Genomic DNA, 21405 nt, shown 5'->3' on the forward strand with positions numbered 1-21405 from the left:
CGGGTGGACCGGTTAGCGGTGCCGCGCCCGGCGGAAAATCCAGTGGCGGAGCAGCGTGAACCGGACCGCCGTGGCCAGGAACCCGGACAGGGTGGTGGTCAGCAGTTCGTCCGCCACAGTGGCCTCCGGATTGATCCAGTGCAGCACGCCCAGGCTGCCTCCGGTGATCAGCAGTGCCACGGCGATCACCACCAGTCCGTTCAGGTGGTCGGTGGCCCGGCGCTGGGTCCCGGAGATCTTGAATGTCAGCCGCCGGTTCAGCGCTGTGTTCAGCAGGGAAGTCAGGACCAGGGCAACGGCGTTTGCCGGTTGCGGCCCGATCCACGGCCTGAGCAGGGCGTAAAGCGCCAGGGATGCGCCCGTGCAGATGATCCCCACACCCGAGAAGCGAAGGAGTTGCCGGACCACCGGAAACCGCAGGATTCCGCGGCGGCGCAGGGCGGCCGGCTTGCGGCGGGCGTCCTGCTGTTTATGGACGGCTGCCGGCGCGCTGGTGGAATCCATCCGTCCACCCTGCCATACCGGGAGCACCGTCCCGGTTCAGTCCGCAGGCGCGGCGCAGTGATTGGTGCCGCGGGGCAGGCGGCGCCCGGGCTCCTGAATCGTCAGTAGAGCTCGCCCGCAGGGATCTCCACGGCCAGCCGGTTGGACGGGCCGGGCAACGGGCACGCCCAGGCATCGTTGTAGGCGCAGGACGGGTTGTAGGCAAAGTTGAAGTCAAGGACGAACGTGGCGTGGGGGCCGGAACCCTGCACTCCGTGGAACGCGCCCTTGATGGTATCCAGCAGGTACCTGCCGGCCCCGTAAGTGCCGCCCGGCCGGCCCGCCGTGGCATCACGGAACGGCACGAAGATACCGCCGCCGTACCCCTTGAGCTTCCACACGGCCAATTGGCCCATCTCGGGAAGGTCGAAGGTGCCCAGCCGGACAAAGTTGACCACGCCGTCGGTGCCCGTTTCCACGCTCATCTCCCGGCCGGCACCCTCCTTGGTGAGGGGAACATGGAACCGGTAGATGGGATCGTAATCAGCGGTCTTCAACCCGGAGAACTGCGCCTTGTCCGCCGGTGTCAGCGCCGAGGCCGGGTGTGTGCCAAACATCAGGTCGCGCTGATGGCGCCAGTACGAATGCGCTTCCGCCGGGTTATCGGCGGCGATCCGGCGCACATTGTCGTAGAGGGCGAAGGTCCGCAGCCTCCAGTCGGCGATGTCGACTGCGGACATTTCCGCCAGGTTCTCTTCGTCCATGCCCTGCTGCCCGTGCGCCATGTCCCCAGCCTAGCCGTACTGCCGCGTACTGACGGCGCAGCGCACGACGACGGCACCTCCGGCGGTTCCATGGGTGCGGTGCGGAGCGGAGCGGAGCAGCGGGATGCCGTGCACGAGCGGTCCACGCGCGGCAACGGGAAACGCCACGCGCCTGGGCGGCGGGGCAGCCCGGCGCGGATAGGCTGGCTGCATGGAAGCCAGGGGAAGAGCAGCAGTACCGGCGCGGGGCCCGGCCAGGCCGGGGTCCCTGGGTGTCCTGACGGTGGCTGCCCTGCTGCTTGCCGGCTGCAGCGGCCCGCAGGCGGGTGGATCCGGTTCGGGCTGGACCGCGCAGGCGGAGCCCTCAAACGCTTCGGCCGGTGCGTCAACGGCGGCGCGGGCGGACACGTCGGCATCGGGTGGCGCGCCCGGCCCGTCCGGTGAAGCGGGCGCCTCCGGCACTGCTTCAGCCGAACCGCGGCCGGCGGCTACCGCCGCTGCGTGGAAGACCTTCTCCGATCCTGCCAGGACGGTCAGCTTTGAGCTTCCCCAGGACTGGATCGCCCAATCAGTCCAACCCGAGGACGGCACCCTTCCGGGAGCGTTGAAGATCGAGGTGAAGAAGCCCGACGGGACCTTCATGGCCGCGCTGCGGACCGGACTGCCGCCGTCGTCCGCCGAATGCCCGGAAGGGTCGCGCCGGCCCTACACGGTGATCAGCAGTGTTCCCGCCTCCCCGGCCGCCTCCGCCGGGTCAGGCGAAGGCACCATCCCGCCCCGCGTGGTCTTCAGGGTGATCCAGGGCTACCGCTACTTCGGCTCCTACGGCATCACCAACGTGGTGGGCGGGGCCGGCAACCAGGCCTGCGAACTGCGGAACACCGTCCGCGGCCCGGCGGGCAAGGGTGACTGGGCCTTCGGCGACCTGGTGGCACTGAAGGCGTTTGCGCCGGATGAAAAGGTGGCTCCCGCCAAAGCCTTCGACACCCTCGGCGCGGCGGCCGCGTACGCCGGGGAAAGCCCGGACTTTGCCAATGTCCAGCGGATGCTAATGTCGCTGGAGATCAAAAACTAGTCCCGTCGCCGGCCCCCACAGGGCGCCCAGGCACGGCACTGCTTTCCAACGCCGACACCCCCGGAGATTCATGGAACGCTCTGTTTCCGCACGCCTGGCCTTCCGCACCGCGGCGAATACCAAGGTGGCCATGGCTATTGCCGCCGCCAGGAACAACGGATACTCGTCCTTCGAGGAATCTTTGTCGGTGCTGGCAGGCGGTGAGGAAGTCCCGCTAACGGAAATCTCCGACCACCACGGCGGCCGTTTCCACTACATGGAGTTCGCCGACCCCACCGACGTCACCGTCGAGTACTCAGCCACGGTGGCCGGCCGCGCTGATCCGGAGGGTGCGACGCTGGCCGAACAGATCCGCTACGTCCGGCCCAGCCGGTATGCAGAATCTGACCGGCTCCTCCCCACCGCCTACGCGGAATTCGGGGGACTGCATGGGGAAGAACTTGTCCAGGCCGTCAGGAACTGGGTCTATGGGGAACTCCGGTACATCAGCGGTTCGTCCCGTGGCACAGACGGCGCTGTGGAAACACTGCTGCACCGCCGCGGAGTATGCCGGGATTTCGCACACCTGGCCATCGCGCTGCTGCGGTCCAAGGACGTCCCCGCACGGCTAGCCGCTGTCTACGCTCCGGGTTTGTCGCCCATGGATTTCCATGCCGTGGCAGAGGCCTACGTTAACGGCTCGTGGCGCATCATCGACCCCACGGGGCTGGCCCCGCGGGAGTCGATGCTGCGCATCACAGCCGGCCGTGACTCGTCCGACACTGCGTTCCTGTCCACGGTGGGCGGAAGCCTGACACTCAACCAGCTCCGCGTCACCGCAGTGGTCAACGGCATGCTGCCGGCAGAGGATCCTGCCGCACTGGTAGCGCTGGGCTGACCTGTCGCCGGCCGGTTCCGGTCCGGCAGGTTCAGGTCCCGCCCGGCGCTCCTACCTCGGCAGCTGTCCCAGCGAGTTTCGGAGCTTGTCCGTGAGCCGGCGCAGTTCGTTTTGTTCGTCGGGGGTCAGCGCCGGCCCCACCAGGGCGGAGATGTCGCGGACGTGCTCACGGCCGATCTCCTTCTGGAGCTCCCGGCCTTCGTCGGTGAGCTTGAGCAGCACACCCCTGCCGTCCTCCGGGGCGGGCATCCGCGCTACCAGGCCGCGCTTTTCCAGCCGCTCCACCAGCCGGCTCAGGCTGGACTGGCTGAGCAGGACGTTGTCGTTGAGCTCGTTCAGCCGGAGCCAGCCGGATGGGCAGCGTGACAGGGTGAACAGGACGTCGTACTCATTCAGCGCCAGCTTCCGGAACGCCGGGCCGGATTGCAGCCTGCGCATTACGGCCACCTGCGCCCGGAACAGTGACTCCCAGGTTTCCGCGGCGAGCCGGACGGGGGACGTGGATTGGCTGGTTGCCATTACGCCTCCGCCGTGGCCTTTTCGGCGTCCTGGGCTGCCAGGTGCGCCGCGACGCGGGATGCGTGGGTGGGTGCGTCCGGCACGTGCGCCGGCTTGCGGTCCGCGTACTCCTTGCGGAGGACCGGCAGGACTTCCTCGCCAAACAGGTCCAGCTGTTCCAGGACCGTCTTGAGCGGGAGGCCGGCGTGGTCGATCAGGAACAGCTGGCGCTGGTAGTCACCGAAGTGCTCGCGGAAGCTCAGGGTCTTCTCGATGACTTCCTGCGGGCTGCCCACGGTCAGCGGGGTCTGCGACGTGAAGTCCTCCAGGGAGGGTCCATGGCCGTACACCGGGGCGTTGTCGAAGTACGGGCGGAATTCCTTTACAGCGTCCTGGGAATTCTTCCTCATGAAGAACTGGCCGCCGAGGCCCACGATTGCCTGGTCTGCGGTGCCGTGCCCGTAGTGCTCGTACCGCTCGCGGTAGAGCCCGATCAGCTGCTGGTAGTGCTCCTTGGGCCAGAAGATGTTGTTGGCAAAGAACCCGTCACCGAAGTAGGCCGCCACCTCGGCGATCTGCGGTGTGCGGATGGAACCGTGCCACACGAAGGGGGCCACGCCGTCGAGCGGGCGCGGGGTGGAGGTGAAATTCTGCAGCGGGGTCCGGAACTTGCCGGACCAGTTGACGGTGTCCTCATCCCACAGCTTGCGCAGCAGGCTGTAGTTCTCGATGGCGAGCTCCACGCCGTCCTGGATGTTCTTTCCGAACCACGGGTAGACCGGGGCGGTGTTGCCGCGGCCCAGCACCAGGTCCACGCGCCCATCGGACAGGTGCTGGAGCATGGCGAAGTCCTCGGCGATCTTCACAGGATCGTTCGTGGTGATCAGCGTGGTTGCCGTGGACAGGGTGATCCGCTCGGTCTGCGCGGCGATGTAGGCGAGGGTGGTGGTGGGGGAGGATGAGAAGAAGGGCCGGTTATGGTGCTCGCCCAAGGCGTAGACATCCATGCCTATCTCTTCGACCTTCCTGGCGATGGCCACCGAGGCCTTGATGCGTTCGTTCTCGGTGGGGGTGCGGCCCGTGGTGGGGTCCGTGGTGATGTCGCTGACGCTGAAAACACCGAACTGCATGATGTGCCCTTCCGTTTCCTGGACTTGCTGGCTTGGTTCCAGTGTAGTCCAAATTAGATGCATTTGCATCTATCGACGGATACAACGCATCCATGCGGGATTTATTCCACTTTTGTCAGTCGGGGCTGCCGGGCGCGGCGCGGCGTCCGCTGACCCTCGGCACATCGCCGGTGGTCCAGTCGCGGAACTCGGCATCGACGTCGGCCGCCGGCTCGAATTCCGGCTGTGCCTGCAGGTCGCGGAGGAGCGCCTTCCGTTCGCGCCGGCCCTCCACGAGCCGGTACAGGACAGGAACTAGGACCAGGGTCAGGGCTGTGGAAGAAACCAGGCCGCCGATCACCACCACGGCCAGCGGCTGGGAAATGAAGCCGCCACCGCCGGTGAGCCCCATGGCCATCGGCGTCAGCGCGAAAACTGTTGCCAGTGCCGTCATCAGGATGGGCCGGAGGCGTTGCCGGGCGCCGTGGGTGATGGCGTCCGCGACGTTCATTCCCGGCATGGTTGTTCCGGCAGGGCCGGTTCGCGGCTGCCGGTACTGGTTGATGAGGTCGATCAGCACGATGGCGTTGGTGACCACGATGCCCACCAGCATCAGCATGCCGATCAGCGAGGGCAGCCCCAGGGGAACGCCGGTGACCAGCAGCAGGGCAACTGCGCCTGTGGCGGCGAACGGCACGGAAACCAGCAGGATCAGCGGCTGGACCAGGGACTTGAAGGTGGCCACCATGATGACGTACACGATGGCGATCGCGGCCAGCAGCGCCAGCCCCAGCTGCCGGAAGGACTCTGCCTGCTGCGTGGTGGCACCGCCGATCTCAGCGGTTACACCCGCAGGAAGTTCGACGCCTGCCAGGCGCCCCTGAACCTCGGTGCTGACGGCACCCAGATTGGATCCCGACGGCGTCACGGACACCTTGGCGGTGCGCTGGCCGTTGCTGGCCGTGATGGACACCGGAATATCCACCTGTTCCACGGACGCAATGCTGCCAAGGGTGACAGGCCTTCCGGCGGCCGGCAGCGGGATGTTCCGGACGGCGTCGATGCTGGTGAACCTGGTTCCCTGGCCGATCCTCACGGGGAAGTCGTTGGTGTCGATCCGGACTGTACCGGCAGGGACCGGGCTGATGGTGGCTGCGAGGACTCCTGCCACCTGCTCCTCATTCAGGCCCGCCGCCACTGCCTTTGCCCGGTCCACCTTGACCTGGACCACCGGCTGGCTCGCGGCGAGGTTGGTTTCCACCTCGCTGGTGCCCGGCACGCCGGTCATGGCCTTCACCATGGCGTCACTGGCTGCCTGCAGGTCCTGGGTGCTGGCAGCCTTGAGGGTGATGTCCACGGTGGAGGAAGTGCCGAAGCCGCCCTGCTGGGTCCCCACAGACACCTTGCCGGAGTCCGGAACCTTCGCCAGTTCAGTGCGGACGGTTTCCTGCAGCTGGTCCTGGTCCGCCTTCTCATCCGTCACTACCGTGAAGGTTGAATTCGACGAGCCGGAGGACACCAGTGCAGCGAATCCGGCCTGTGCGTTGCCGGAGGTGACCTGAACGTCCTTGATTCCATCGATTCCGCGCAGGACCTCTTCGAGGCGGACGGCTGCGGCACTGGTGTCCGCCAGGCTGGTGCCGGCCGGAAGCACCTGGCGAACGGTGAGGCTGTTCTGGCCGGAGTTGCCCAGCAGGTTGGTGGCCAGCAGCGGCGTCATGGCTGCCGTGGCGCCGAGGACCAGGACGGCGGCCACCAGGGTCAGCACGGGGTGTTTCTGCGTCTTGGTGAGGATGGGCAGGTAGCCGCGCTGGAGCCGGCCGCGCTGTTCCTTCTTCTGGGCCGCTGCCCGGGCGGCGTCGGCGTCGGCGCGGGCACCTGCGCCGGCCGGTGTGGGGCTCTTAAGGAACCAGTAAGCCAGGACCGGAACGATGGTGAGGGACACCAGGAGTGACGCCAGCAGTGCGATGGTGACCGTGAGGGCGAACGGCCTGAACAGCTCGCCGGCCAGTTCGCCCACGAAGGCAATAGGCAGGAACACGGCCACCGTGGTGAGGGTGGACGCGGTGATGGCCCCGGCCACTTCACGGATGGCGGTAAGGATGGCAGTGACCTTGTCCTCGCCGTAGGTGAGGTGCCGTTTGATGTTTTCGATCACGACGATGGAGTCGTCCACTACGCGGCCGATGGCAATGGTGAGGGCGCCGAGGGTGAGGATGTTCAGGGAATAGCCGGTAGCCGAGAGCCCAATGAAAGTGATGAGCAGGGACAGCGGGATGGATACCGCTGTCACCAGGGTGGAGCGGGCCGACATCAGGAAGACCAGGATGACCGCCACGGCGAATCCCAGCCCCAGCAGGCCCTCGGTGGTGAGGTCCTTGATGGACTTTTCAATGAAGGGCGCCTGGTCGAAGACCGGGGTGAACGTGGCGTTGGAGCCAAGCTCCGCTGACAGCTCGTCCAGGCTGTCCCGCACTGCGTGGGAGATGGCCACCGTGTCGCCTTCGGGCTTTTTGGTGACGGACACCGCGAGGGTTTCGGCTCCATTGGTCCGGGTGATGGACGTGCGTTCGTCGTCCTTGATGGCGACGTCGGCCACGGACCCGATGGTGGCCCCGTCTTTGGCGCCGGACACCGGAAGGGCCTTGACGGCGTCGAGCGAATCGACCGGACTGCCGATCTGCAGCGAGAGCGTCTTGCCCTGCTCCTCCAGCGTGCCGGCAGGAACCAGGGCTCCGTTGTTGGAGAGCGTGTCTCGGAGGGAGGCGATGGTGGCACCGGAGGCAGCCATCGCCTCGGGGCGCGGAAGGATCTCGATGTGCTGGGTGGCGCCGCCGGTGACATCGGCGCCCCGGACGCCGTCGATTTTCTGCAGCCGGGGAACACTCAGCCGCTGGAGGTCGGTGTTAAGTTCGCTGAGCGGCTTGTCCGAGGACACCGCCAGGAAGACGATCGGGAAATCGCTGATGCTCCCGGCGATGGCCTGCGGCTGGACGTCGGCCGGCAGGGTGCGCTTGGCGTTGGAGATGGCCCGGTCGATCTGGTTCCGCGCCCGGTCCAGGTTGGAGCCGTAGGTGAACACCATCGTGATCTGCGAGACGCCGTTGCGGGACGTGGAGGAGGTGGATTCCAGCCCCTCCACGCCGTTCAGGGCCGTTTCCAGCGGGCCGCTGACCTGCTTGTCCACCACCTCCGGCGAGGCCCCCGGCATGGAGGTCAGCACGGTGATCTGCGGGAACTCAATGGATGGGATGAGTTCCTGCTTCAGCGACGACATGGTGATCACGCCGAAGACCGAAGCGAAGATGGTGATCAGCGCGATCAGCGCCCGGTTCGCCAATGAAAGGTGTGCCAGCCGAAACATCGATGGTCTCCTGGAAGGGTTAGTGACTGTATCCCGGTTGGCCAGCCACTGGCCCCGGCAGGGTCAGTTGCTGGCGGAAACACTCTCCAGCTGAAGGGACTTGGCAGTTGCGCGCTCAAGCTCGGCGGCGAGCTCGGGATTCTCATCCAGCTTCACCCCGTAACCGGGCATCATGTCCTTCAGCTTGCCCTGCCAGCCCTTGAAGTTCTTGGGGAACGTCTTCTGCAGCAGTTCGATCATGATGGGAACAGCGGTGGAGGCTCCGGGTGAGGCTCCCAGCAGCGCGCCGATGGAACCGTCGCGGCCGGCAATCACTTCGGTACCGAACTGAAGGATGCCGCCCTTTTGCGGATCCTTCTTGATGATCTGTACACGCTGGCCGGCAGTGATCAGTTCCCAGTCGCCGTCCTTTGCTTCGGGGTAGTACTCCCGGAGCGCCTCAACCTTGTCGCCGTGGCGCTTGGCCACTTCCTTGACCAGGTAGGCGGTGAGGTCCATGTTGTCCTTGGCCACGGCCAGCATCGGAATGATGTTGCTGGGCCGGATGGACAACGGCAGGTCCAGGTAGGAACCGTTCTTGAGGAAGTTGGTGGAGAACCCGGCGTAGGGCCCAAACAGGAGGGACCGCTTGCCGTTGACGTAGCGGGTGTCCAGGTGCGGAACGGACATCGGAGGAGCGCCCACCGACGCCTGGCCGTAGACCTTGGCGCTGTGCTGGGCGGCGATGGTTTCGTCCGTGCAGCGGAAGAACTGGCCCGAAACGGGGAACCCGCCGTAGCCCTTGCTTTCCGGGATGCCCGAGGCCTGGAGCAGGTGCAGTGCACCGCCGCCGGCGCCGACGAAGACAAACTTGGCGTGGATCCTGCCGTGCTCGCCGGACCTGGGGTGCTTCAGCGTCAGGTCCCAGCCGCCGTCGGACGCCTTGCTGATCCCGGTGACATCGTGCCCGTAGTTGATCTCGACGCCGTTGTTCCCGAGGTAGGTGGTCAGCTCGCGGGTGAGTGCCCCGAAGTCGACGTCGGTGCCCTCGGCGGCACGGGTGGCAGCGACCTTCTGCTGGGCGTTGCGGCCCTTGACGATCAGCGGCGCCCACTTGGCGATCTGGCCGTGGTCCTCGGAGTACTCCATGCTCCGGAACAGCGTGTGCGGCTTGAGGGCCTCGTAGCGGGTCTTCAGGAACCGGGCGTGGTCATCGCCGATCACGAAGCTCATGTGCGGCACGGTGTTGATGAAGCCCTTGGGGGATCCGATCAGGTTGCCGTCCACCAGGTGGGACCAGAACTGGCGGGAGAGCTGGAACTGCTCATTGATCAGCAGTGCCTTGGCCGGGCTGACCGAACCGTCTTTGGCTGCGGGGGAGTAGTTGAGCTCGCAGAGGGCAGCGTGGCCGGTGCCGGCGTTGTTCCACGGGTCCGAGCTTTCGAGGCCGGGCTGGTCCAGCCGCTCGAACAGGGAGATGCTCCAGTCCGGTTCCAGCTGCTTGAGGAAAGCCCCCAGCGTTGCGCTCATGATGCCGCCGCCAATCAGGACGACGTCGGCATGTTGGGTCTTGGAAATGAAGGTCACGATCAGTCTCCGATTGCAGCGGCTCTGGCTGTCACAGAATATCCCCGCCCTGCCGACATACTGAAATTGGCCCGGCCCGTCAAGGCTTTAATTGCACCTTCGTAAAAACTTCATTTAAGACCGGTGACGCAGGGTAGCTGACCACCCGGTCGGACAAAGCCAGCGCGGAGATGGGGAAAGCGATGGGGACTGCCGGGACGGTGGCCGCAATCTGGGCGTTGATGGTGTGATAGAGCTCATCACGGTCCTCACCCTCGGGCAGGCCCCGCGCACGGTTGATCTTGGAGAACACCTGCGGATCCTGGTACCCGAACTCGCCGTTCTTCTCGCCGAACAGCGGCCCCACGAAGTTGTCTGCGTCCGAGTAGGAACCGTTCCAGCCCAGCAGGTGCAGGGCATGGTCGCCGGGGGATTGGACCTTCTGGAGGTAGCCGTCGGCCCAGTCAACGGGGACCGGCCGCACGTTGATGCCGACGGCAATGAGCTGCCGGCTGATCTCGGCGTACACCTTCTCGGGGGTCGGCAGGTACGGGCGGGTGACATTGAGCGGGTAGTAGAACTTCAGTTCCTCGCCTGCATAGCCCCCTTCCTTCAGGTATTCCTTTGCCTTCGCCGGATCGTGGCCAAGCTCGGGTGCGTCCTTGTTGAAGCCGCTGATCTTCGGCGGGACGAACTGGGTTGCCTTGGTGGTGTTGTCGATGAAGAACCTGCGGATCAGGGTCTCCTTGTCGATGGCCATCTCGATGGCCTGCCGGACCTTCTGGTTCTGCAGGACCGGGATGTCCTGGTTGATGCCCACGTACATGACCGAGAACGGGTCGCGCTGGACGATCTGCTTGCCGCGCTTCACCAGCTGGTCGAAGTTGCCCACGGTGACGGCGTCGTAGCCGTCGATCCGGCCGTCGAGCAACGCCTGCAGACGTGTTTGCGGGTGGTCGTAGGCCAGGAAGTTGATGGTGGCGATCTGGCCCCGGTCGCCCCAGTAGGCCTTGTTGGTCAGCAGGGTGACGCTTTGGTCATCCCAGGAGCCAAAGCTGAAGGGCCCTGTACCCACCGGCGCGGTGGCAAAGGCGGAAACGGGCCGCCCGGCGCGGTTCTGGTCCAGGACATCGGCTTTCCCCGCCGCCAGGGCTGCCGGAGACGCAATGGCGAAAGCGGGAAGCGTCAGTGCCTGGAGGAAGGCCGTGAACCTTTGCGTGAGGTCGATCCGGACGGTGCCTTGGTCCACGGCGGTGCAGCTCTTGAAGATGGACAGCGCCGCTTCGTCGGAGTGCGCCTTGAAGACGCCTTTGAACGAGCTGCCGGGAGCCTGCCGCCGCAGCTCTGCGGGGAAAGCGAACCAGCGGTTGAAGTTCGTGCAGACGGCGTCGGCGTTGAAGGGGGTGCCGTCCTGGAAGGTGACACCGTTGCGCAGCTTAAAGGTGTAGCTGCGGCCCTCGTTGGACTCGGACCATTCGGTGGCGAGCAGGGGAGTGGGCTTGCCGGTGGTCTGGTCCACTCCTACCAGGCCTTCGAGGACCTGCCGGGTGATGCGCTGGGATTCGACGTCGCTGGAGAGCGCGGGGTCCAGCCCGAGCGGCTGGGCTGCCGTACCGAAGCTGAACGTCGCCGCAGGTTCGGCAGCGGCCGCGGAACTGGGGGAATCCGACGACGGCGAGGGGGACGGTGCGTTGGTGCACGAGGTCACGCCCCAGGCCAGGAGTGCGGCGCCGGCAGTGAGGACCGTTCGCCGCGATGTACTTCTGGTCACCCGTTTATCACCCCTGGATTGTGGATCTCCGCCGCCTGCGGACCGGGTCCAGTCTAGCCGCCGCCACCGTGCCGGCGCGGGCGCTGGCATCCGCCGGGCGGGTACAGGTCCAACGCGCTGAAGCCGGGCCCGCTCACAGCGGGCCCAGCTTCAACGATTTGGGCCGGAATTCCGGCACTGCCTACTTGGGCATCAGCACCGAGTCGATCAGGTAAACGGTGGCGTTCTTGGTCTTGACGCCGCCGCAGATCACGTTGGCATCGTCCACCTTGAGGTTGTCGCCGCTGCCCGTTACGGTCACGGAGCCGCCCTGGACAGTTGCGTGGGTGCCGGCGATCTTGTCGGGCGTGATCTGGCCGGGAACCACGTGGTAGGTCAGGATCTTGCTCAAGAGGGCGTCGTCGGTCTTCAGCGTTTCAATGGTGGCGGGGTCGATCTTGGCGAAGGCGTCGTCGACCGGGGCGAACACCGTAAATTCACCGCCGTTGAGCGTGTCAACCAGGTCAACCTTCGGGTTCAGCTTCCCGGAAACCGCAGCGGTGAGGGTGGTCAGGATCGGGTTGTTCGAGGCCGCAACGGCCACGGGGTCAAGGGCCATGCCCTGGACCGATCCGGCGCCGGTGGGTACCTTTTCGGCGTAGCCGGCGCAGCCCGGGCCCACCAGGTTTGCTGCCGGGTCCATAGCGCCGGCGGAGGCGCTGGCGGTGGAGCTTGCCGACGGTGACGGGGCCATGCTGGAGGCCGACGGCGCCGCTGACGGAGCGGTTGAGGATCCGGAGGTGCTTCCGGAACCGCCACACGCGGTCAGGCTAAGCAGCGCGGCAGCTGCAACGCCTGCGACCGTGAAAGTTGTGCGCTTGATTGTCTGCATTGCGTTCTCCTTGATTGTTGTGGGCCGGCCGCCTACTGGATGTCTGCGGTAAAGGTACTGATCCGGCTGGTGGGCACCTGCACTGTGGCTGGCGTCTCACAGTGCATTCGGGCGGCCGGTCCTTCCGGATGGGCGGTTCCGAAAAGTTTTTCCGGGATCCACCTGCTTAAACACAAAAATCCCCCGGCCGGAGCCAGGGGATTCCTGTATTTACTGAGTGCGCAAGGGGGGACTTGAACCCCCACGCCCGAAGGCACAGGAACCTAAATCCTGCGTGTCTGCCAATTTCACCACTCGCGCCCGGCACCCCTGCGCTACGTCAAAAAACGAGCACGACGGCGGATGCCAGCTTCCATTGTAGCGGTGCGCATGCGCACCGCCCGGCAGTCCGGGACGTTAGGCGTCGAGCTTCAGGTCCCGCCGCAGCTTGGCAACGTGGCCGGTGGCCCGGACGTTGTACTGCGTCAGTGCCACCTTGCCGTCTGGGCCCACCACGACAGTGGAGCGGATGAGCCCCTGGTAGGTCTTGCCGTAGTTCTTCTTTTCACCCCACGCGCCATAGGCCTCCGCCACGGCGTGGTCCTCATCCGAAAGCAGGGGAAAGGTCAGTTCTTCCGCGGCAGCGAATTTGGCGAGCTTCTCCACGGGGTCCGGAGAGATTCCCACCACGTCGTATCCGGCGGACTGAAGGGCCGCCAGGCTGTCCCGGAAATCGCAGGCTTCCTTGGCGCAACCCGGCGTGGCGGCTGCCGGATAAAAATAGACCACCGTGTTGCGGCCGGAGGCGGGGGAGAGGGAAACGTCCTTGCCTGTCGCGTCCTTGAGCGTGAAACCGGGCGCGTCGTCGCCGGTAACGAGTCTTTCAGCCATTGTTTTTCTCCTTGTTGCGGGCGGGACACAACAGCCTAATAAGCGGGGGAAGCCAGCGCTAATCAGCATTTGGCTATACTTGCTGCTATGCCTGATATGGATCACTGGCCCACGGGGCGCCTCTTGTCCACTGCCGCGCGCCTCGTCGAACACTCGTGGAACGAAAAACTTGGCGCCATCGGCCTGACCCACGCCGGCGTTATCGCCATTGAGGTCCTCGCCGCGCAGGGTCCCATGACCCAGGCGCAGCTGGCCCAATACGTGCGTGTCCAGGCGCAAACCATGGGCAAGACCCTTAGCCGGCTTGAGACGCACGGCCACATTGCCCGCGTCCGCAGCACGTCGGACCGCCGCAGCCACGTGGTCTCCCTTACCGAGAGGGGCAAGGAAGCGGTGGCCGAGGCTGTCGAAATGGAGCGGTCGGTGCTGGCGTCCTCGTCCATCGACCCCGAACTCCTGCGGCAGGAGCTCAAATCAGTGGTCCGGGAACTGGCCAGCCAGTTCGCCACCACTCCTGCCAACGCTGCTGCATTGGTGGACAACCCTTCCAGCTGAACGCGCCACCACACGCGAACTTTCCACACACAACGTGGCCCGGACTCCCGGGCCACGTTTTTTGTGCCCGCAAGGGGTGCCTCTTCTGCGGGAGGAGTCTCCGTGAGCCGTGTGTGGCGGTGGGGCGGTGCCGGGCAAAGAATGCCGGACAAAACAAAACAGCCCCTGGCTTGCGTTTCCGCGAGCCAGAGGCTGTTTTCCCAGTGGTGCACCCCCCGGGACTTGAACCCGGAACCCATTGATTAAGAGTCAATTGCTCTGCCAATTGAGCTAGAGGTGCATCTTATTTGTTTCGATCTCCCGGGCTTTTTCTTTCCCGTTGATCTCCGCAACGACATGAAACTCTACACGAACTTTTGATGCATGTGAAATCGGCCTGCCCGGCGGTTCCGTGTGGAGGGTCTGCGGGTCCAGGAACCGCGGAAACTCAAGGATTTTCGGCACATGCGGACAGCTGCAGGACGGGGGAAAGGGGCCCGTGGCGTGGGCTCCAGCCGCCCGGCCCCGCTGTGAGTTGGGACACAGCGGGCCGGGCGGGATTCGCGGGGTTTGCAGGCTCCTTCGGGTCCTGCCGGCACAGCCTCAGAGGCGCCTGCGGCGGGGAGCCCGGAAACCGGCGGCTTCGGCATGGGCGGCCGATTCAAACCAGACCTCGGCACGTGTCGCGTCGTAGTCCGGGTGGCCCTCTTCGTAATAGACCATCGAGCCGGCATCCCCCTTGACTGTGTACTCGGCGGGGCCGCTGCCGTCCGAGCCGGCCCCTGCGGAGCCCGCTCCGTACGGTTCCTCTGCTGCAAGGTGGCCCTGTGGTTCCGGGGTTCCCTGTGCGGGATCGGACGGGGGTGCCTGCAGGTGGTCGGCGCCGTTCTCGGCCAAGGCAGATGACTGGGTGCGGTCAGTTGTTTCCGCAGCAGCGAAGTCAGTAGCGGCGGATTCTGCAGCGGGGGCAACCGGGGCGTCGCTGGGGTTGCTGCCTGTGCGGCTGTCCGCTGAGCCGGGCGCAGCCGCTGCGGCCGCACCGGCGGGGACGTCGGCGCCCCGGGCCTCGCCGGGGGAGTAGCTTGTGTGCGCGCCGGTCCGGGCGGAAGCCGACGGGCCGGCGTCGTCCTCTTCCACGGCTGCCGTCTCAGCGCCGGGGAGGGTGGGTGCGTGGGACTCCGTGTATTCCGCGTGGTGAACCGGCTGGGCGGCCGGCACCGGGTCCTGTTCCGCCGCGGGTGCGGCGTGGGGTGCTGAGTCCGTGGTGCCCGAACCGCCGGCCTCGGACCACTGCGTCTCCCATTCCGCCTGGTCCTGGCGGGTCCGATTGTCCCTGGGGCTTTCCGCGCCGGCCTCCGCCGTCGGAACGGGTTCAGGGCCGGCGGCTTCCAGCGGCGACGACTCAGAGGCATCCGCTGCTGCTTCGGGATGGGATGTGTCGGAAACATCCTGGCCGGCAGCTGCTGCCGTGTGGGCGGCGCCCGGCTGGGGCGTGGCTTCTGCCGGTGCTGCTGCCGAATCCGCAGGCTCGTCGGCGGCTGTGGGTGCCGCTGGTTCGGCGGGACGTCCGAAGCCGGCAGCGGAGGCAATCCCGGTTGTTCCCGCTGCTTCGGCCGATGCAGCGGCGCTGCCGCCGGAAAGGGCCCCGTCCGTTCGATGGTCTGTTGGGGAACCCGGAGGCCGTGTTGCGTCTGGCCGGGTGTTCCCGGCAGGGCCTGCACCGGAGCCCTTTGCGCGGCTGTTGCGGCTGACCAGCCACCACACCACGCCGATGACGATGACTGCTACCACGATCCACATGACGATATCCATGGCAATCCCTTCAATTTGGCTGACAACGCGTTCTGCCCCGACGCTACGTCGGGTCACCATGGCTGTCTAGGTTTGCCGCAGTGGCGGGCGGGGGAATGCCTTGGCTGGCCAGGGCCGCGGCGCGGGCTTAGGGAGTTGCCGCGCTTAGTAGTGGGGGCCGACGGCGGGCAGCACGTCCAGCGATCCGGTTTTAACCGTCGCGCTTCAGTCCGTTTGGCACTGCGGGGGTCATAGACTTTCCCTCATGAGTGAGAGCCAGATCGAAACCGAGAGCAAGCCTGACATCAAGCCCCGCAGCAGGGTGGTCACCGACGGCATCCACGCCGCACCGGCGCGCGGCATGTTCCGTGCCGTGGGCATGGGCGACGACGACTTCGCGAAGCCCCAGGTGGGCGTTGCGAGTTCGTGGAACGAAATCACTCCCTGCAACCTCTCCCTGAACCGGCTTGCCCAGGGAGCCAAGGAAGGCGTCCACGCCGGCGGCGGGTTTCCCATGCAGTTCGGCACCATCTCTGTGTCCGACGGCATCTCCATGGGCCACGAGGGCATGCACTTCTCCCTGGTGTCCCGCGAAGTCATCGCCGATTCCGTCGAGACCGTCATGCAGGCCGAGCGGATTGACGGTTCAGTGCTGCTCGCCGGCTGCGACAAGTCCCTCCCCGGCATGCTCATGGCCGCTGCCCGCCTCGACCTCTCCAGCGTGTTCCTTTATGCCGGCTCGATCATGCCCGGCTGGGTAAAGCTCGAGGACGGCTCCGAGAAGGAAGTCACCCTCATTGATGCCTTCGAAGCCGTGGGCGCCTGCGCCGCCGGCAAAATGAGCATGGAGGACCTCACCCGCATTGAGAAGGCCATCTGCCCCGGCGAAGGCGCCTGCGGCGGCATGTACACGGCCAACACCATGGCCTGTATCGGTGAGGCCCTGGGCATGTCCCTGCCCGGCTCTGCCGCCCCGCCCTCGGCAGACCGCCGTCGTGACGACTTTGCGCGCAAGTCCGGCGAAGCGGTGGTCAACTTGCTCCGCAAGGGAATCACCGCCCGCGACATCATGACCAAGGAGGCCTTCGAAAACGCCATCGCCGTCACCATGGCGTTCGGCGGGTCCACCAACGCGGTCCTGCACCTCCTGGCCATCGCCCGCGAGGCCGAGGTTGAGCTGACCCTCGACGACTTCAACCGCATCGGTGACAAGATCCCGCACCTGGGCGACCTCAAGCCGTTCGGCCGCTATGTCATGACCGACGTCGACAGGATCGGCGGCGTTCCGGTCATCATGAAGGCACTGCTCGACGCCGGCCTGCTGCATGGCGACTGCCTCACCGTCACCGGCAAGACCGTGGCGGAAAACCTCGAGGCCATCAACCCGCCCGACGTTGACGGCAAGATCCTGCGCGCCCTGGACAACCCGATCCACAAGACCGGCGGCATCACCATCCTGCACGGCAGCATGGCTCCGGAAGGCGCCGTGGTCAAGAGTGCAGGCTTCGACGCCGACGTCTTCGAGGGGACCGCCCGCGTGTTTGACCGCGAGCAGGGTGCCCTGCAGGCCCTGGACAAGGGCGAAATCCACGCTGGCGACGTTGTGGTCATCCGTTATGAGGGGCCCAAGGGCGGCCCGGGTATGCGGGAGATGCTGGCCATCACCGGCGCCATCAAGGGCGCGGGCCTTGGCAAGGACGTTTTGCTGCTGACCGATGGCCGGTTCTCCGGCGGGACCACCGGGCTGTGCATCGGCCACGTTGCACCGGAAGCCGTCGACGGCGGCCCTATCGCCTTCGTCCGGGACGGTGACCGGATCCGCGTGGACATCGCAGCGCGCAGCTTCGACCTGCTGGTGGATGACGCTGAGCTTGAAGCCCGCAAGGTTGGCTGGGAGCCGCTGCCGGCCCGCTACACCAAGGGCGTCCTGGCCAAGTACGCCAAGCTGGTACACAGCGCCAGCACCGGCGCATACTGCGGCTGACGGGTTCGACAGGCTCAACCGCCGGCCGGTGGTTGAGCCTGTCGAAACCTGCGCTGCTCATGCCATATGATCAAGGGGTGGACATTGGAGTCCACATGGTGAGATGGGATGATCCCGCGTTGACACCCGTCACACCAGAGGGAAAACTGAACGCATGACTTTCGTTACCAACTGCGCAGTTGCAGTCGTCGTCCTTACCAAGCGCGTGGCTCACTAGCCCCGGCAACGAACTGTCACGCGCAAACCCCTCGAAGAGCCACCACGGCTTGAGGGGTTTTTTTATTCCCCGCAGTTTCACCGTTATTGATGATCCACAAGGAAGAGTCCGATGAGCAAAGGATCGCCGATCAGCCCCTCGCTGATGGCTGCCAAGTCCCCTGGAGCCCCCAAGGCTCCGGAACGCGCCGACCGGACGGCTGAGCATGCCGCCGTCGTCGCTGACCTTGCTGCTGTCTCTCCTGTCCTTGGGCCGAACAACGTTGTACCCCCAACGGTGATGACCGGCTCGCAAGCTATTGTCCGCTCGCTCGAAGAACTCGGCGTCGACGATATTTTCGGTTTGCCTGGTGGCGCGATCCTGCCCACCTATGACCCCTTGATGGCCTCCAGCATGAACCACGTGCTGGTCCGTCACGAACAGGGAGCCGGCCACGCCGCGCAAGGCTACGCCATGGTGACGGGACGGGTGGGCGTGTGCATCGCCACCTCCGGCCCCGGCGCCACCAACCTCGTTACCGCCATCATGGATGCCCACATGGACTCCGTGCCCTTGGTGGCCATTACCGGCCAGGTGTCCAGCGGTGTCATTGGCACCGACGCCTTCCAGGAAGCGGACATCGTGGGCATCACCATGCCCATCACCAAGCACTCCTTCCTGGTGACCGACCCCAACGACATCCCGCATGTCATGGCCGAAGCTTTCCACCTGGCCTCCACCGGCCGTCCGGGCCCCGTCCTCGTGGACGTTGCCAAGGACGCACAGGTGGGCCAGATGACCTTCTCCTGGCCGCCGCGCGTTGACCTGCCCGGATACCGGCCTGTTACCCGCGGCCACAACAAGCAGGTGCGCGAGGCTGCAAAGCTCATCGCGGCGGCTTCCAAGCCGGTCCTCTACGTTGGCGGCGGTGTGGTCAAGGCGCACGCCAGCGCCGAACTGCGGGCCCTGGCCGAAGCCACCGGTGCACCGGTGGTGACCACGCTGATGGCCAAGGGTGCGTTCCCTGACTCGCACCCGCAGCACGTGGGCATGCCCGGCATGCACGGTACTGTCTCGGCGGTGACCGCCCTGCAGCAGTCAGACCTGCTGATCACCCTGGGCGCCCGCTTCGATGACCGCGTCACCGGTGTCCTGAAGACGTTTGCGCCCCACGCCAAGGTGATCCACGCAGACATCGACCCCGCGGAAATCTCCAAGAACCGTGCCGCCGACGTTCCGATCGTGGGCTCGGTCAAGGAGATCATTCCTGAGTTGACCGAGGCCGTCCGGGCCCAGTTCGAGGCAGCCGGAAACCCGGACCTCACCACCTGGTGGGCTTTCCTGAACAACCTCAAGGAAACCTACCCGCTGGGCTTCACCGAACCCGAGGACGGGCTCACGGCACCGCAGAAGGTCATCGAACGCATCGGTGCCCTGACCGGCCCCGAAGGCATCTATGTGGCGGGCGTTGGCCAGCACCAGATGTGGGCCGCGCAGTTCATCAAGTACGAACGCCCGCACGCCTGGCTGAACTCGGGCGGCGCGGGAACCATGGGCTACGCCGTGCCGGCAGCCATGGGCGCCAAGGTGGGGGAGCCGGACCGCGTGGTCTGGGCCATCGACGGCGACGGCTGCTTCCAGATGACCAACCAGGAACTGGCCACCTGCGCCATCAACAAGATTCCCATCAAGGTTGCCGTCATCAACAACTCGTCGCTGGGCATGGTGCGGCAGTGGCAGACCCTCTTCTACGAGGGCCGCTATTCCAACACCGACCTCAACACCGGCCATGACACCGTCCGCATCCCGGACTTCGTCAAGCTGGGGGAGGCCTACGGCTGCGCCTCGTTCCGCTGCGAACGCGACGAGGACATCGACGCCACCATCCAGAAGGCCCTCGAAATCAACGACCGCCCCGTGGTGATCGACTTCGTGGTGAGCCCCAACTCCATGGTGTGGCCGATGGTGCCCGCCGGCGTGAGCAACGACCAGATCCAGGTTGCCCGCAACATGACCCCGGACTGGGAAGAGGAAGACTGACCATGAGCCGCCATACACTCTCCGTCCTGGTTGAAGACAAGCCCGGCGTCCTCACCCGCGTTGCAAGCCTCTTTGCCCGCCGGGCCTTCAACATCAACTCCCTGGCCGTCGGCCCCACCGAAGTCCCGGGCATTTCCCGGATGACAGTGGTGGTCGACGCCGATGGTGAGCTCATCGAACAGGTCACCAAGCAGCTCAACAAGCTGGTGAACGTGATCAAGATCGTTGAACTGACCTCCGAATCTTCCGTACAGCGCGACCACATCCTGGTCAAAGTACGTGCGGATGCCGCAACACGCCTGCAGGTGACCCAGGCTGCAGACCTGTTCCGCGCCTCGGTGGTCGACGTGTCCACAGACTCCGTCGTCATCGAGGCAACCGGCCATCCCGAAAAGCTCACGGCACTGCTTTCAGTGCTGGAGCCCTTTGGCATCCGCGAAATTGTGCAGTCCGGCACCCTGGCCGTTGGACGGGGATCCCGCTCCATGAGTGACCGGGCACTGCGCTCCGCCTAGGCAGCACGCCACGGCGGGACGTTTGCCCGTAACCGCAGCACCGCAAGACCACCATCTACAAAACCACTCAAGAGGAGTTACGCAAGTGACTGAAATGTTCTACGACGACGACGCCGACCTGTCGATCATCCAGGGCCGCAAGGTTGCCATCGTGGGCTACGGCTCCCAGGGCCACGCCCACGCACTGAACCTTCGCGATTCTGGCGTCGAGGTTGTCATCGCCCTGAAGGACGGCTCCAAGTCAGCCGCCAAGGCCGAGGACGCCGGCTTCACGGTCAAGAACGTTGCCGACGCCGCCGAATGGGCCGACGTCATCATGATCCTGGCGCCGGACCAGTACCAGCGCTCGATCTACAACGACTCCATCAAGGACAAGCTGACCCCGGGCAAGGCACTGGCCTTCGCCCACGGCTTCAACATCCGGTTCGGCTACATCCAGGCGCCCGAGGGCGTAGACGTCATCCTGGTTGCCCCGAAGGCTCCCGGCCACACCGTGCGCCGCGAATTCGAGGCCGGCCGCGGCATCCCCGACATCATCGCCGTGGAGCAGGACGCCTCCGGCTCCGCCTGGGACCTGGCCAAGTCTTACGCCAAGGCCATCGGCGGCACCCGCGCCGGCGTCATCAAGACCACCTTCACCGAAGAGACCGAAACGGACCTCTTCGGCGAGCAGTCCGTCCTGTGCGGCGGCGTGTCCCAGCTGATCCAGTACGGCTTCGAGACCCTGACCGAAGCCGGCTACCAGCCGCAGATCGCCTACTTCGAGGTGCTGCACGAGCTCAAGCTCATCGTGGACCTCATGTGGGAAGGCGGCATCGCCAAGCAGCGCTGGAGCGTTTCCGACACCGCAGAATACGGCGACTACGTCTCCGGCCCGCGCGTCATCACCCCCGAGGTGAAGGAAAACATGAAGGCAGTCCTGGCCGACATCCAGTCCGGCGCCTTCGCCAAGCGGTTCATCGAGGACCAGGACAACGGCGGCGTTGAGTTCAAGGAACTGCGCGCCAAGGCAGAGCAGCACCCCATCGAAGAGGTTGGCCGCGAACTTCGCTCACTCTTCTCCTGGCAGCAGCAGGACGCGGACTACGTCGAAGGTTCCGCAGCCCGCTAAGGCCACC

At 65.7% G+C, this 21405-nt stretch carries 18 protein-coding genes and 2 tRNA genes; 7 read left to right on the top strand and 13 right to left on the bottom strand.

The features are described 5' to 3' along the window. Positions 1 to 12: 12 nt before the first annotated feature. The 3 genes from ACFV4R_RS01725 to ACFV4R_RS01735 all read right to left on the bottom strand — a co-directional run bounded on the left by ACFV4R_RS01725 (position 13) and on the right by ACFV4R_RS01735 (position 1460). A complete protein-coding gene (locus ACFV4R_RS01725) occupies positions 13 to 504 on the bottom strand; it encodes a GtrA family protein (RefSeq protein WP_377202232.1) in 492 nt (163 codons plus the stop codon). A 101-nt stretch (positions 505 to 605) separates the two neighbouring features. Continuing rightward, positions 606 to 1268: a DUF1684 domain-containing protein gene (locus ACFV4R_RS01730; RefSeq protein ID WP_377202231.1), complete on the bottom strand. Its 663-nt coding sequence runs from the start codon at positions 1266 to 1268 to the stop codon at positions 606 to 608. 9 nt (positions 1269 to 1277) lie between these two features. After that, positions 1278 to 1460, bottom strand: coding sequence for a hypothetical protein (locus ACFV4R_RS01735; protein ID WP_377227103.1), 183 nt, complete (start codon positions 1458 to 1460; stop codon positions 1278 to 1280). On the opposite strand from ACFV4R_RS01735, the gene ACFV4R_RS01740 reads away from it, so the two are divergent. Then, entirely contained in the window at positions 1459 to 2322 is an 864-nt protein-coding gene (locus ACFV4R_RS01740; RefSeq protein ID WP_377202229.1) for a hypothetical protein, read from the top strand. The two genes, ACFV4R_RS01735 and ACFV4R_RS01740, sit on opposite strands and share 2 nt — an antisense overlap. A 70-nt stretch (positions 2323 to 2392) precedes the next feature. Beyond that, positions 2393 to 3199 carry a transglutaminase family protein gene (locus ACFV4R_RS01745; RefSeq protein ID WP_377202228.1) on the top strand — a complete coding sequence of 269 codons (807 nt, stop codon included), beginning with the start codon at positions 2393 to 2395 and terminating at the stop codon, positions 3197 to 3199. Between the two features lie 51 nt (positions 3200 to 3250). On the opposite strand, the gene ACFV4R_RS01750 is transcribed toward ACFV4R_RS01745, so the two are convergent. The 8 genes from ACFV4R_RS01750 to bcp form a co-directional block, all read right to left on the bottom strand. Further along, on the bottom strand, positions 3251 to 3718 hold the full coding sequence (locus ACFV4R_RS01750) for a MarR family winged helix-turn-helix transcriptional regulator (RefSeq protein WP_377202227.1): 468 nt from the start codon (positions 3716 to 3718) through the stop codon (positions 3251 to 3253). Beyond that, on the bottom strand, positions 3718 to 4827 hold the full coding sequence (locus tag ACFV4R_RS01755) for an LLM class flavin-dependent oxidoreductase (RefSeq protein ID WP_015937467.1): 1110 nt from the start codon (positions 4825 to 4827) through the stop codon (positions 3718 to 3720). Before ACFV4R_RS01755 ends, ACFV4R_RS01750 begins: the two co-directional genes overlap by 1 nt. Before the next feature lie 115 nt (positions 4828 to 4942). After that, positions 4943 to 8170 carry an efflux RND transporter permease subunit gene (locus ACFV4R_RS01760; RefSeq protein ID WP_377202226.1) on the bottom strand — a complete coding sequence of 1076 codons (3228 nt, stop codon included), beginning with the start codon at positions 8168 to 8170 and terminating at the stop codon, positions 4943 to 4945. A 63-nt stretch (positions 8171 to 8233) separates the two neighbouring features. Continuing rightward, positions 8234 to 9736, bottom strand: a complete 1503-nt coding sequence (locus tag ACFV4R_RS01765) for a malate:quinone oxidoreductase (protein ID WP_377202225.1) — start codon at positions 9734 to 9736, stop codon at positions 8234 to 8236. A gap of 79 nt (positions 9737 to 9815) precedes the next feature. After that, positions 9816 to 11486: an ABC transporter substrate-binding protein gene (locus tag ACFV4R_RS01770; RefSeq protein WP_377202224.1), complete on the bottom strand. Its 1671-nt coding sequence runs from the start codon at positions 11484 to 11486 to the stop codon at positions 9816 to 9818. A gap of 181 nt (positions 11487 to 11667) precedes the next feature. After that, on the bottom strand, positions 11668 to 12357 hold the full coding sequence (locus ACFV4R_RS01775) for a fasciclin domain-containing protein (RefSeq protein ID WP_377202223.1): 690 nt from the start codon (positions 12355 to 12357) through the stop codon (positions 11668 to 11670). A 218-nt stretch (positions 12358 to 12575) separates the two neighbouring features. Beyond that, a tRNA-Leu gene (locus tag ACFV4R_RS01780) sits at positions 12576 to 12657 on the bottom strand. A 96-nt stretch (positions 12658 to 12753) separates the two neighbouring features. Then, positions 12754 to 13227, bottom strand: coding sequence for a thioredoxin-dependent thiol peroxidase (gene bcp, locus ACFV4R_RS01785; protein WP_377202222.1), 474 nt, complete (start codon positions 13225 to 13227; stop codon positions 12754 to 12756). 96 nt (positions 13228 to 13323) lie between these two features. Between bcp and ACFV4R_RS01790 the strand changes: the two genes are divergently transcribed. Beyond that, a complete protein-coding gene (locus tag ACFV4R_RS01790; RefSeq protein ID WP_377202286.1) occupies positions 13324 to 13782 on the top strand; it encodes a MarR family winged helix-turn-helix transcriptional regulator in 459 nt (152 codons plus the stop codon). Between the two features lie 204 nt (positions 13783 to 13986). On the opposite strand, the gene ACFV4R_RS01795 is transcribed toward ACFV4R_RS01790, so the two are convergent. Together ACFV4R_RS01795 and ACFV4R_RS01800 are read right to left on the bottom strand one after the other, a co-directional pair. Continuing rightward, positions 13987 to 14062 (bottom strand) — tRNA-Lys (locus tag ACFV4R_RS01795). A 302-nt stretch (positions 14063 to 14364) separates the two neighbouring features. Beyond that, a complete protein-coding gene (locus ACFV4R_RS01800) occupies positions 14365 to 15573 on the bottom strand; it encodes a hypothetical protein (RefSeq protein WP_377202221.1) in 1209 nt (402 codons plus the stop codon). Between the two features lie 244 nt (positions 15574 to 15817). Here ACFV4R_RS01800 and ilvD point away from each other — a divergent pair, with 244 nt between their 5' ends. The 4 genes from ilvD to ilvC all read left to right on the top strand — a co-directional run bounded on the left by ilvD (position 15818) and on the right by ilvC (position 21398). Further along, complete coding sequence (ilvD, locus tag ACFV4R_RS01805) at positions 15818 to 17536, top strand: dihydroxy-acid dehydratase (RefSeq protein ID WP_377202220.1); 1719 nt, start codon at positions 15818 to 15820, stop codon at positions 17534 to 17536. A gap of 328 nt (positions 17537 to 17864) precedes the next feature. Further along, a complete protein-coding gene (locus tag ACFV4R_RS01810; RefSeq protein WP_377202219.1) occupies positions 17865 to 19772 on the top strand; it encodes an acetolactate synthase large subunit in 1908 nt (635 codons plus the stop codon). A gap of 2 nt (positions 19773 to 19774) precedes the next feature. Beyond that, positions 19775 to 20287, top strand: a complete 513-nt coding sequence (ilvN, locus tag ACFV4R_RS01815) for an acetolactate synthase small subunit (protein ID WP_045730609.1) — start codon at positions 19775 to 19777, stop codon at positions 20285 to 20287. An 85-nt stretch (positions 20288 to 20372) separates the two neighbouring features. Next, positions 20373 to 21398 (top strand): ketol-acid reductoisomerase, encoded by a 1026-nt coding sequence (gene ilvC / locus ACFV4R_RS01820; protein WP_056085271.1) that lies wholly within the window; start codon positions 20373 to 20375, stop codon positions 21396 to 21398. The last annotated feature ends 7 nt before the right edge of the window (positions 21399 to 21405 follow it).

This window comes from Pseudarthrobacter sp. NPDC059871 (genome assembly GCF_042731175.1).
GTDB lineage: Bacteria > Actinomycetota > Actinomycetes > Actinomycetales > Micrococcaceae > Arthrobacter.